This window comes from bacterium (assembly GCA_040757115.1).
In the GTDB taxonomy this organism is placed as follows: domain Bacteria; phylum UBA9089; class CG2-30-40-21; order CG2-30-40-21; family SBAY01; genus JBFLXS01.
Map to the genome: position 1 here is coordinate 31392 of JBFLYA010000001.1, position 15088 is coordinate 46479.

General features: G+C 41.6%; 1 protein-coding gene (running past both ends of the window). It reads right to left on the reverse strand.

The coding region annotated (locus AB1422_00005; GenBank protein ID MEW6617733.1) for a hypothetical protein crosses the window boundary (this coding region is incomplete at both ends): on the reverse strand, nucleotides 1-15088 show 15088 of its 85129 nt. The annotated region is longer than the window, extending 31391 nt past the left edge and 38650 nt past the right edge.

Genomic DNA, 15088 nt, shown 5'->3' on the forward strand with positions numbered 1-15088 from the left:
CTGTGCACTTGCACCTGCCTCAGTCTGTGACTGGGCTATAATGGTCGTCGTCCCATAAGGTTGAGTATCTACGGTGAATGTAGTAGTGAATGAACCATACATAGTGCTGGTGACTGACTGAATTGCCCCTGCCCGTGTCCCAAATTTAATATCTATCCCACTACTGGCTGGATAACCATTACCTCGAACCGTCACTAAACTACCGATACTGCCAGAAGTAGGCGTTATCTCGATTATCTCGGAGAGGATAAATACCGTCAAATTCTCTGCTGAGCCTCTTGAAGTTATCCCTTCGGCAATAATCGTCGTTGAACCATACGGCTGTGTATCGATGGTAAAGGTAGTTGTGAAGCTTCCTTCCAGTGTCGCAAAAGTCGTAGTAATTGTCTGTGTTCTCCCAAATCCAATTCGCACTTCCTCATTGCTCAAATACCCACTACCCTGTAATGTTACTATTGTCCCGACTGTCCCTCTATCCGGCGTTACATACACTAATTTCGGAACTATCTTGTATTCCCACTTCAAGACTGGATAGTTTGAACTCATCCCTCTAGCAATAATGGTCGTCGTGCCCAAACTCTGTGTATTGACTGTAAATCTCGTGCTGAAACTACCTATACCATCACTGCTCGTCATCGTTATCGTCCCACATGTCCCAAAAACAATATGCACTAATTCACTGGCACTATATCCATTACCTGCAACAGTAACGATACTCCCTACTGTCCCTTCTTTAGGTGATATAACGATTATCTCTGCCAGGATACTCAATGTCCCACCCGCCTGAATACTATCTCCATAAGCCGTGATACTGGTGGTGCCATAAGGTTGCGTATCTATTGTCCAGGTAGTCGTCCAACTCCCTTCTGCGTAGGTAGAGGTTAGTTGGATAGTCCGTGTCGTGCCAAAGGCCAGCCGCACCTGCTCTGAGGCATTAAATCCATTACCACGAATAGTGATTACCTTCCCTACTGTCCCTTCGGTTGGGCTAATCATAATGATATTTGCCAGAATCGTCAATGTCCCAAATGAACTTATTCCCTCTGTCCCATAAACCGTAATGGTGGTCATCCCATAAGGTTGGGTGTTAATCGTAAAGGTTGTGGTAAAGCTTCCCTGAACATCGCTCGATGTCATTTGAATCGTTCTGGTCGTCCCAAAGTTGAGCCGCAATCGCTCCTGACTATGATACCCCGTGCCTCTGATGGTAATCACCTCACCTACTGTCCCGGTTGCTGGAACAACTAAGATAATGACTGGTTTGATGGTAAATGTGCCACTGGCATTCACATTATCGCTATCTGTTGCCTTCACTGTGGTTATGCCATAAGGCTGCGTATCTACGGTAAATGTAGTGGTGAAACTCCCTTCGCCATAACTTGAGGTAATCTGAATTGTTCCTATTGTCCCAAAATCTATCCGAATCGTCTTTGATGCACCAAATCCATTCCCTCGCACAGTTACTATCGTCCCCAGTGTCCCTTCGCCTGGTGTTATCAGAATGATATTGGGTAGAATGGTGTATGTCCCGATGGCTGATTCATCTCCCCTTGCCTTGATAGTGGTGATACCGTAAGGTTGCGTATCGATGGTAAAGGTAGTCGTAAATGACCCTTCTGCATAAGTTGAGCTAGTTTGAATGGTTAGCGTTGTGCCAAAGTCTATCTTCACTATCTTCCCTGCTCCATAACCATTTCCTCGCACCGTCACCAGACTACCTACTGTCCCTTGTTTTGGCGTAATCAAGATAATATTGGGCAGGATACTTACTGTCCCTTCTGCAAATACCTCACTGCCTTCATGCCAGGCCTTAATCGTAGTTATGCCATAGGGCTGGGTATCGATAGTAAAGCTGGTGGTAAAGCTTCCTTGTGGATAACTTAAAGTCGTCTGAATTGTGCCAACTATACCAAAGTTAATGCGGATGAGTTTGGTCGCTCCATACCCATTCCCACTGACTACTATGATTGTCCCTACTGTCGCCTGTTTGGGTGAGATGTAGATAATATTTGGCTGGATAAAGACCGTTAGATTGGCAGAACTGTAGCCTGAATTTACACCTACTGCCTTAATTGTAGTTGTCCCATAAGGTTGTGTATCAATCGTCCAGGTGGTTGTCCAGCTACCTTCTTGAGCCGCTGAAACTACGGTAATTGTTTGGGTCGTGCCAAAATCTATCTGCACTAACTCCCCTGCTTTATACCCACCGCCTCGTAAGGTCACTACTGTGCCTACTGTGCCTTTGTCTGGTGTTACACTGACTAATTGCGGTCGTATCTGGTATGTGGCTGAAGCAAATTGTTGACCTGTTTGAATACCTACGGCGGTAATGGTCGTTATGCCTAAAGATTGCGTATCAACGGTAAACACTGTCGTCCACGAACCATAAGCCTCACTCGTGGTTATACTTATCGTCCGGGTATTCCCAAAATGAATATGTATTACCTCTGTCCTGCCATATCCATTACCACGCACCAGCACTTCACTCCCAACTGTCCCTTCTGGTGGCTGAATAAGAATGATATTTGGTGTAATGACAACGCTCTGAGTTGCCCGCACATCCTCTGTCAGACTCACATCTACAGCCGTAATTGTCGTTGTGCCATAAGGCTGAGTAGTGATAGTAAATGAGGTAGTCCATGAGCCAAAGGCAGTCGTAGAAACGGTAACTAATGTTGGTGTCGTGCCAAAATCTATCCGCACCGAAGTGGCACTACCATACCCATTCCCACTCACCGTAACTATTGTTCCTACTGTTCCTGTTTGTGGGCTGACATAGATAATGTTGGGCAATATCTTGTAGGTATTGGTAGCAAAGCCAAGTGCGCCGTAGCCAGTAATCGTGGTTGTGCCGTAAGGCTGAGTATTGATGGTAAATGAAACACTAAATGTGCCGTTAACATTTGTTGATGTCGTCTGAATCGTCGGTGTCGTGCCAAAGCCAATCCGCACCAACCCTTCTTTCGGATACCCATCTGCCTTAATCGTTACCACACTCCCCACCGTGCCTTCAGTCAACTCTACCTTCCAGATAGCCGGCAGAATGTTGAAGCAACCAGTATCTGATTCGAGAGAAGAACTAACATTTTGTGCCTTCACCGTCCTTATCCCACCAGGTTGAGTATCTACGGTAAATGTAGTTGAAAATGTCCCATTTGTTGTAGTAACAATATCTTTCCGAACTTCTGATACTCCAAAGTATATCCTTATATCCAAAGCCACTGATGCATATCCATTACCTTCTACAGTGACTATTGTTCCTACTGTTCCTTGAGGTGGTGAAATTACTGTAATCTTTGCGGTAATCTTAAATGTATTGGTAGCAGCGGATTCACCACAGATAGCACCTGTGCCTACGATAAGCTTACCATCATAACTCTGGGTATCTACCGTAAATACAGCAACAAGCAATCCTACCGCATCTGTAGTAGCAATCGTAATAGTTCTTGTTTTACCAAAACCTATTAGAACCTGTTCTGATACAGAATAACCGTTACCTGTTATTGTAATTTGAGTTCCTACTGACCCACTTGTTGGAGATACACTTATAATATTAGGTTTGATTGAGAAGAAGAAAGTAGTGCTTGTTGCCCTTTGCTCAGGACGAGATATACTTATACCTATAATCGTTGTTGTGCCATAAGGTTGGGTATCTACTGTAAATGTAGTTGTGAACGAACCACTTACTTCTGAAGTAAGAATAGTAATCGTTGAATTGATACCAAATGCAATTCTTAATGCCTCACTCTTACCAAATCCATTACCATAGACTGTAACTTGACTCCCTACTGTTCCCAAAGTAGGATAAACATTGGTAATTTTAGGCAGAATCTTAAACCAACTAAATGCTGAATGTTGTGTTTGTTGCCCCTTTGCCTCTACAGTAGTAGAATCATACGGTTGAACATCGACATTAAACCTAGTAGTAAATGTTCCTATTAAAGAACTCCTATCTAAGCTCTGATTAATATTAACTCCTGTGTAACCAAAGTCAATCTGTATCAATTCTGTAGCACCAAAACCATTCCCTTCCACTGTAACATTAGTCCCTACAGTGCCCAAAGATGGTGTAACCAATATAATGTTAGGTATTATCTTATAGGATTTAGTTACCTGCTGGGATGTATTTTGACCTGTCATAGTAACTGTCTTTGTGCCATAGATTTGGGTATTAACGGTAAAGGTAGTAGCATAAGTTCCATCTACAGTAGTAGAAACAGTAGTAATACTTTCTGTATTACCAAAATCTATTCTGACTAATTCACTGGCGCCATATCCTGTTCCTTGGATAGTAACAAAACTCCCTACTGTGCCCTCTGTAGGTGTAAATATAGGTATATCTACCTCTATTCTGAACCACTCATCTGCCTTATGTTTTTGCATATCATTCAATCCATAACCAGTGATTGTCTTTGTCCCATAGTATTGTGTATCTATAGTAAAGATAGTGGTAAAGGTTCCATCTTGATTGGTAGAAGTCATAGTAATAGTTGTGGTTTTACCAAAGTCAATTCGGATTTGTTCATTAGCCGCATACCCTGTCCCTTGAACAGTTACTATGCTTCCCACCGAACCATTATTTGGTGTAATTACTATCTTAGAGGTAATCACAAAAACAGTTTCATCTGCTATCATTGGAAGACTTTCTCCCTCAACTTTAACAGATGTAGAACCATAAGGTTGAGAATTAACCGTAAAGTAGATAGTAAATGTCCCATTTGGAGATGCGTTTGAATATCCATCTATGGGTTGACCTTCGTATGGCCAGTTGGTTTCGTTTCCAAAATAAAGTCTAATCTGGTCTGATACTTTATATCCATCACCCATAACAGTAACTCTTGTTCCCACTGTTCCTGCAGAAGGTGTGATATAGAATAAATGTGGTAAAATCTTGCAAGAATTATAAGCCTCTACGGTTGAAGTAATCCCATAAGCCCGAATGGTATGAGTTCCCCAGCGTTGTTTATCTATGGTAAAGATAGCGGTAAATGTTCCAAAACTATCAGGTGTTGCGGTAGTAATGGTTAAAGTATTACCAAAGTCTATCTGGACTGTCTCACTGGTCTGATAACCCATACCTCTTACGGTAATGGATGTCCCCACCGTTCCTTGCTGTGGTGAAACAAAGAAGATAGTAGGTTTAACCGTAAATGTTCCGGTATTTGAAGTTTGTGAGGTAACTCCATAAGCACGAATAGTGGTTATGCCTTGCGGTTGCGTATCTACAGTAAAGATAGCAGTAAATGTGCCTTTGACATTAGCAGTTACAGTAGTAATAGTCCTGGTAGTGCCAAAGTCAATTTGCACAAGTTCACTGCTTCCAAATCCATCCGCAGTGATAACTACTTGAGAACCTATCGTCCCAGCACTTGGCGCTACCGTAAGGATATGACCGATTATCTTAAAGTAATTGTAGGCGGTAGGTATCCCAAAAGGTTTTACAGATGCTGAGTAATAGTTTTGGGCAGTTATTGTTGTGCTACCTGCAGGATCCTGGAGAATAATAAATGTAGTAGTAAATGTCCCATATTGACCCACATTGTCAGAAAATTCCTTATATTGACTACCACACCAAAGTTTAATCGAATTACCTCCACCTTCATAACCATCTCCCCATACCGTTACTAAAGTACCCACAGTACCATCTTGAGGAGAAACAATAAATATCCTTGGAATTAGAGTAAATGTTCCTATTACCTCTCGGTTAGAATTACTGCCTTTAACCTTTATATCCTTTTCTCCATAATTTTGGGTATCGACCGTGAATATTGTAGAGAAGGAACCATAGGCATCTGTAGAAGTAATTGTTATAGTTTTTGTCGTTCCAAAATCTATCACAATCTGTTCTGTCCTATCAAATCCATTACCAGTAATAGTAATAATCGTTGTGATAGGTGCTGTATTAGGACTGATAAGGGTAATATTAGAAAGTATATCAAATAATCTTATGGCAGTCTGACCTGTAGTTAGCCCTTGAGCAGTAATAGTTGTAGTCCCATATCGCTGCGTATCAATTGTAAATGTAGTTGAGAACGAACCATAGGCATCTGTAGAGGTATATGTAATCGTTTGGGTAGTGCCAAAATGGATATGGATTGCTTCGGTTCCACCAAACCCATTACCGGCAACGGTAATAATCTTTCCTACTGTTCCTGTAGATGGTTCTACTTGCCAGATTGCCGGCAGGATAGTAAATGTAGCTTCATCTATTACTGTAGGTTGCGTGGTATCAATTGCCTTGATAGTCGTTGTGCCATACTGTTGCGTATCAATAGTAAATGTCATTGTCCAGCTTCCTTCAGCATAAGTAGAGGTAATCTGAATAGTCTGTATTGTGCCAAAATTAATCTGGATTAATGCACTTGCCCCATATCCATTACCTCTAACAGTAACTATTGTTCCTACCGTCGCTTTATCTGGAGTAACTGATATAATATTAGGTAGAATGGTAAATGTGCCATAGGCAGGATAATCAGATATCTGTCCTGTTGCCTTGATAGTAGTTACACCATAAGGTTGAGTATCTATGGTAAATGTAGTGGTAAATGAACCTACTGGACTTGCCGTTATACTCTTGATATTAAAAGTAGTCCCAAAGTCAATGTATATATTCTCATCTGCTTTAAACCCATCACCTTCTAATCTCACAATAGTACCCACTGTGCCTGTATTCGGACTGATTGATGTAATCACCGTAACTATCTTAAACCAAGAAGTATCTGTCCCGACTGGAGAAATAGCAAGTATGGTAGTAGAACCTATTGGTTGGGTATCTACCGTAAAACTAACCGTAAATGTCCCATAGACATCTGTAGAGGTAAGGACAATACTAACTGTGGTGCCAAAGTTAATTTGGATAGGTTGACTAGCTCCAAATCCATCACCTTTTACCGTTACAATAGTCCTCACCGGACCTTCTGAAGGAGAAACAGAGAAGATATGTGATTGAATAAAGAAAGTATTATATGCAAAAATGTTGGGGTCGTTCTGTCCAATTGCGGTAATAGTTCTAATCCCATAAGGCTGTTTATTTATAGAGAAGACAGCGCTGAACGTCCCTGCTATCCCGTCAACCCGTGGATTAGGAACAACTATTCCCTCTTTAGTTCCAAAGTCAATCCTTACATACTCATTAGTCCGATACCCATTCCCCGCAATTGTAATCATTGTCCCCACTGTTCCTTCCGAAGGTGTTACTAACCAAACCGCCGGTTTTATCTTGAAGGTATAGGTAGCAAATAGGGCTGGATTATATGTATCGGTTACCTTTACTGTATGCGTACCATAAGGTTGAGTATTAGCTGTAAATACGGTTGAGATGGAACCATTAACCGCACTCTGGATAGTAACACTCAAAGTCTGCCCAAATTCTATGACTATATCCTTACTTGAACTAAAGCCATTACCCATAACCGTAATCGGTGTGCCTACTGTTCCAGAGTTAGGTGTATATAAAAATACCTTATGGAGAATCTTGCACGAGATTGTAGCTGGACTGGAAGATATAAGTCCTGTTGCCATAACCGTAGTCGTGCCGTAGGCTTGCGCATCAATGGTAAAGGTAGTGCTGAATGAACCATAGGTATTGGCTGTAACTGTAGTTATCGTCTTGTTTGTGCCAAAGTCTATTCTTACCAGCTCACTGCCACTAAAACCATCAGCGGTAAGCATAACTACTGCCCCAACTGTTCCTTCGGTAGGAGTAATGCCGGTTAGTTTGGTTAATATTCGATACTCAAATCTTTCAGAAGAAACAAAAACATTCATCCCCACTGCCTTAATAGAGGTTGTGCCATAAGGTTGTGTATCAACGGTAAATGTTGTCGTCCAACTCCCGTGGGCATAAGTTGAAGTGGTAATAATTGTTGGTGAACTACCAAACAGAATATGGATTAAATCACTTGCCCCAAATCCATTACCTCGCACAGTCACAAAACTCCCTACTGTGCCTGAAGTTGGAGTAATGGAGATGACATACGCATTTATCGCTACCGTGCCTTTAGCGAATACCCCTGTTAATCCAAAAGCCTGAATAGTAGTAATCCCACACGGCTGAGTATCTATGGTAAAGGTGGTGCTGAAACTACCTTCGGCATAGGTTGATGTCCGTTGAATCGTTGGAGTAGTCCCAAAGGCTATACGAACAAGTGTGCTGGCATTAAACCCATTGCCTCTGATAGTAATAATCGTCCCTACACTTCCATCGGTAGGGCTGATATAAATAATGTTTGGCAGGATAGTAAATGTGCCCTCTTTAATTGCATAACCACTTGAAGCCTTAATGGTAGTTATTCCCCATCTTTGTGTATCTACCGTAAATGTAGTGGAGAAACTACCCTCTGCATAAGTAGATGTCAGACGAATATCCGTTTTGTTGCCAAAGTGGATACTAATAGTTGTCGAAGCCTCAAATCCATTGCCAGTAATGGTAATGGTTGTTCCCACCGTTCCTTCTGTCGGCGTAATCAAGGTAATATTAGGCAGGATAGTAAATGTGCCAGAAGCATCTTCACTACCGTGTGCCTTAATTGTCTTCACAGAGTATGATTGAGTATCTACCGTAAATGTGGTTGTCCAGCTACCTTCGGCATAAGTAGAAGTAGATTGAATACTTGCAGTCCTTCCAAAATCTATCCAGATAGTCTTTGATGCCCCAAAACCATTACCTCTCAAGGTAACTATTGTTCCCACTGTCCCTGTCTTTGGACTAATCTGAATAATGTTTGGCGTAATTGCAATCGTGCCCCAATCAGACTCATCGCCATGAGCAACAACCGTAGTTATGCCAAAAGGCTGGGTATCAATGGTAAATGTGGTGGTAAAGCTACCTTCGGCATAAGCAGAGGCTAACTGAAGTGCAGGTGTAGTTCCAAAGGCAATAGTTATCGTCTTTGAAGCACCAAAACCATTACCCCTGATAGTGATAATCGTTCCTACTGTCCCTGTAGTTGGTGATAAATAAATAATCCTTGATTTAATAAAGAATGTCTTTTCTGCCTGAGTGACAGTTCCATAGCCGGTAACAGTTGTGCTACCATAGGGCTGGGTATCAATAGTAAAGGTGGTGGTGAAACTACCCTCGATAGATGTCTGTGTAGTCTGGATAGTTGGGCTTCTACCAAATCCTATACGAATATCTTCATTTGCCTTAAACCCATCACCTCTAACCGTAACTACAAGCCCTACTGTGCCTTCAGATGGGGTAACATAAACAATATTAGGTTTAATGAATACCTCAAAGTTCTCTGCCCCGAATCCTGATGAGCACCCGGTTGCTTTGACAGTCGTCGAACCATACGGTTGGGTATCAATGGTAAATGTTATGGTAAAGCTTCCTTGTGCCACGGCAGAGACTACCGTAATCGTTTGCCTTGTGCCAAAATCTATTCTCACTAATTCATTTGCCTGATACCCACCACCGCGCAAGGTTACGATTGTCCCAACAGTGCCTTGCGTTGGAGTAACTGAAACCAATCTTGGCGTAATACGGAAGGTAACTGTAGCTACCTGTTGCCCTGTAGATATACCAACCGCAGTAATAGTTGTTGTCCCTAAACCTTGAGTATCAACGGTAAATGTAGTGGTAAATGACCCATAGGCTTCAGTTGAAATAATGGTAATAGTCTTTGTCGTGCCAAAGTGGATGTGTATCCCTTCAGATGCCCCAAAACCATTACCTCTAACCGTAACTCTACTTCCTACCGTCCCGGATAGTGGGGTAACCAATATAATATTTGGTTTAATGGTAAATCTATTTGTCGCACTTACTAACTCACCATCTATCGTCTCAAAACCAGTGATAGTTGTAGTTCCGTAAGGTTGTGTAGTAATAGTAAAGGTGGTAGTGAAGGAACCATAGGCAGTTGTAGAAACTGTTCTCAGCCCCAGCGTTGTGCCAAAGTCAATCCGCACCGTAGTTGCACTTCCGTAACCATTACCCCTAACCGTAACAATTGTCCCTACTATTCCTTCTGTAGGTGTAACTGAGAAGATAGCCGGCAGTATCTTGAATGTATTCGTCGCAAAATCTAATCTGCCATAGCCGGTAATGGTAGTTGAGCCGTAAGGTTGGGTATTGATGGTAAATGTGGTGCTGAAACTACCATTGACATTGGCGGAAACCTGAGTAATAGTTGGTGTTGTGCCAAAGGCTATCCGCACCGTCTCTGATGAAGAGAATCCTGTTGCTTCTATGGTAATTACTGTGCCGACAGTCCCTATCTTTGGACTTACAAACCAGATTTGCGGGAGAATATAGAAACTACTATATGCATTTCTCTCACTATTATTTGGATATCCTCTTTCATAGGCTTGAATAGTTGTTGTCCCACCAAATTGAGTATCTACGGTAAAGTAATGTATAAATTCACCCGTTGCAGTTGTTGTCCCTTGTAAGAATGGGTCATTAATCTTCTCTGTTCTATTACCAAAGAAAACAAGGATTTGGACACTTGCGGCATAACCATTACCTTTAATAGTTATGGGGGTACCAACCGTTCCTCTATCTGGACTTACTGAATAGACATTTGGTAATATCTTAAATGAGCCTGTTCCTATCTCTTGAGAAGTAGTTCCTGTTGCAACGATAAGTTTGGTATCATAAGGTTGGGTATTCACAGTAAATGAGCCATTTAACTCACCTCTATCTAGGCTGGCTTTAATCGTAGCAATACTCTGGGTATTGCCAAAACTAATCTGGACATTCTCTCCTCTCACATAGCCATTCCCATAAAGTGTAATCTTACTTCCTACTGTTCCTTGGAAAGGAGTAACATAGACTAATTTAGCCTTAATACAGAAAGTAATGGTCGCTCGATGTAAATTCGGTGCCGCCAATCCAACACTTACTATCGTCGTTGTTCCGTAACCCTGGGTATCAACAGTAAATACTGCCTCAAATGAACCATTATCTCCTGTTGAGACAACAGTAATACTTGTATGAAGGCCAAACTCTATTCTTACTAATTCACTTCTACCATAACCATTACCTGTTACCGTTATCTGGGAGCCAACTGTCCCTGAGATAGGGGTAACTTGAGTAAGGTTTGAGATAATATTGAATGTCCCAGTATCAGACATAGGAACATCATAACACCAGGCTACTATCGTGGTAATTCCATATGGCTGTAGATTAACATTAAAGTAAGAGGTAAAGGTACCATTCTGGCTTGTTTGTTCATCGCCACCACCTAATAACTGAATTGTTGGCGTAGTACCAAAACTAATCTCTATATGCTTTTGACTCCCATACCCTGTTCCACTAATAGTTACCGTTATTCCTACTGACCCAGAAGTTGGTGTAATTAAGATAATATCAGGAATAATCTTGCACGAGTGAATATACCACTTACCAGAAGATAACCCTGTTGCAATAATAGTATGCGTGCCATAAACTTGCGTGTTAATAGTAAAGGTAGTGGAAAAAGTACCGGCTATACTGGTGCTAACTTTAGTAATCGTAGTAGTATTCCCAAAATCTATCTGCACTAACTCGTTTCCACCGTATCCAGTGCCTTCTACAGTAATCACACTACCTACTATGCCAAATGTTGGGCTAACTGATGTAATCTGCACATCTATCCAGAAGCGCCAATCATCCCCTACTGAGCGATGTCCTAAACTATCCTCTGCCTGAATAGTCTTTGTCCCAAAGTATTGAGTATCTACCATAAATATTGTTGTAAATGTACCCATAGCATTTGTAGTTACTATGGTTATGGTTCGATTTTCACCAAATTCTATTCTTATCTGTGATGTTGCCGCATATCCATTACCGGTAATAGTCACCGGGCTACCAACTGTTCCTGAAGATGGACTAATTGAAGTAATCCTGGCAAGAATAGTAAATGTTCCATAATCAAATACCTGCTGATCAACTTTCCTCCCATCAGCACAAATTGTAGTAATTCCATAGGGTTGAATATTAACATCGAATTTACTCTCGAATGTCCCTTTATTGGTAGAAGACCCTGTAAAGATATAATAAGTATTCCCAAAATGAATATATATATCACCACTGGCATAATATCCATTACCATATACAGTTACCTCACTTCCTACTGTTCCTTCAGAAGGAGTCACCAGGGTAAATCTTTGGGTTATCTTAAAGGAAGATGTTGCCGAGGCACCTGATACTATACCTATGGCTAAAAGTGTCTTTGAACCATAAGCCTGTATATTAACCGTAAAGGTGGTAGTAAATGAACCGTAACCATCTGCCGTAGTAGTAGTAATAGTAGTAGTATCCCCAAAGGCTATCCGAATCGACTCTGATGTTTGATAACCAACACCCCTTATAGTTACCGTACTACCTACCGTTCCGTCCGCTGGGGTTACCAAAACAATACTTGTCTTGATAAAGAATGAGTTTTGGGCAGAGGTAATTTGACCATGAACAGTAATTGTGGTTGAACCATAACCTTGGGTATCTACAGTAAATGTGCCATTAAAGTATCCTAATCCATTTGTGGTGATAGTAGAAATCGTTCGAGTTGTACCAAATTCTATTTGGAGAGGTTCTGACTCACCAAATCCATTACCTGTTATTGTAACCACACTACCTATTGTTCCCTCTGAAGGATTAACTGATATAACCTTCCCTATAATCCCAAATGTATTTGTGGCAAACTCACCAGATGAATCCCACTTAGACAAGGCACAAATCGTAGTTGTGCCTGCTGGTTGTAAATCAGTAATGGTAAATATGGCACTAAATGTTCCTATGTTGGCAGTGGGAATTTGAACTGTGTCTTCTACAACACCACCCGGTTCACCATAAACGAGTGTAATCGTTCGAATTGTCCCAAAATGAATTGCTATTCTATTCGGACTAGCGTAATAATTCGGAGCTTTATAATTGCGATATCCATCACCCCAAACAGTTACTACTGTTCCAATCGTTCCTGAAGTTGGACTCACCGTACGTATCCTCGGAATTATCCGGAAGAACCTATTATGCTTCATCGTAGAACTACCTGGAACAATACTAATGGTATGTGTCCCATAATATTGTGTATCTACCGTAAAGGTCAATGAGAAACTTCCTACCGCATCAGTAGTAGAGGTAGTAATCGTTCGATAGGAAACACCAAATACAATGGTAATGGTTTCACTTATCCCAAATCCATTTCCTGTAATGGTAACCTCTGTAGAAACAACTCCACCTGCAGGCGAGCAAAGGGTAATGTTAGATTCAATGAAGAAAGTTGCAGTTGCAGCCATTCCACTTGTCTTACCTGTCGCCACAAAGGTTGTGCTGCCAAAGGCTTGAGTATTTACCGTAAAGGTAATTGTAAATGAACCCGCAGGTGTTGTCTTGACTACGGCAGAGGTTGGAACAGTCTGGGTTGTTCCAAACCTAAGATGTATCTCTTCAGAATTGCCATAACCTGTCCCAATGATAGAAATTAATGTCCCCACCGAACCTTTTGATGGGGTTAATAAATGGATATTAGGCAGAAGAGTGAATGTAGCAGAGTTCGTAATCATTGATATATCTGTCGCCTTTATGGTCTTAAGCCCATAGGTTTGGGTATCTACCGTAAATACCGCAGTGAACGAACCTGAATTGGCAGAGGTAGTAAGAGTAATACTTGCCCTTATCCCAAAATCAATCTGGATGGAAGAACTTTGTGAGAATCCATTCCCGGCTACCGTCACATTCATCCCTACTGTCCCTTGTGATGGTATAATCAGCCAGATATTTGGCAAAATGATAATTTTCTCAATCTGGCTCTCTGTACTCGTCTTAATATCTTTGACTATAATCGTGGTCGTGCCATAGGGTTGGGTATCAATAGTAAATGTTGTGGTAAATGAACCAACTGAAGAGACACTAACAACAGTAATACTTCCCCTTGTTCCAAAATCTATCTTCACTCGCTCATTGGCTGTAAACCCTGAACCCTGGATAGTAACTATCGTCCCTACTGAACCCCTCTTTGGTGTAATATCTACGATATACGGAATTATCTTAAAGAAGATTGTCTGGGTGCCATCCTGTAATAGTCCTATAGCCAGAATAGTTTTTGTACCCAATGGCTGGGTATCAACCGTAAATATAGCAGTTAAACTCCCTAAGTCATTTGTTGTTACCAGAGTGATACTCTGTGTGCTACCAAAATCAATCTGAATTCCTTTGCTCGCTTCATAACCATTACCCAATACCGTAATCTGGGTCCCTACCGAACCCTGCGCAGGTATAACCCAGGTATTTGGCTTGATAAAGAATGTCCCGGTAGCAATAGTATTCGTCTGCGTAGCTATAACCGTTACAGTTCCATAAGGTTGAACCTTAATTTTATCGGACCACAGGCTCCCAAATTCACCTAAATTATTCGACACGACATAATTGTCTACTCCATACGAGGTAATACCAATCGTAATATAAATATCTCCACTTCCCTTAAACCCATTCCCATTGATACTGATAGTTGTTCCAATTGTTCCCTCAGCTGGACTAATAAAGAATAGGTGTGGCAAAATGCCAAAACTACGGGTAGCATAAACATTCGGGTTTCCTGTATCTGTAGCAGTAATGGTAAATGTCCCAAACGGCTGAATCGGTGCTGTAAATGTAGCAGAGAACGAACCATAGGCAGTTACCGAATGTGTCCCTAATTCTATAGTTTGTGGATTATTGTTTATATCCACCCCTGCCCAGGTTAATTGCACATAACTCCCTGTCCCAAACCCATTGCCAGCAATCGTTACTATTGTCCCTACCGTGCCTTGTGCTGGAGTTATTTGATAGATATTGGGCAGGATAGTAAATGGCCTTGATGTTGAGATAGGATTGCCCTGATATGCTGTCACTGTCGTTGTCCCGTAAGGTTGGGTATCTACGGTAAAGGTAGTCGAGAAACTACCTTCGGCATAAGTCGAGGTCAGGGTCAAAGTCGGTGTTGTGCCAAAGATAATGCGGATGGATTGACTTGCACCATAGCCATTACCCGCAATAGTAACGATACTCCCTACTGTGCCTGATGTTGGTGTCAATACAATAATCCCCTGCAATATCCTCACCGTCAGGTTATCTGCCACCCCTTGTGAACTACAACCTGTTGCCCGAATAGTTGTCGTGCCATAA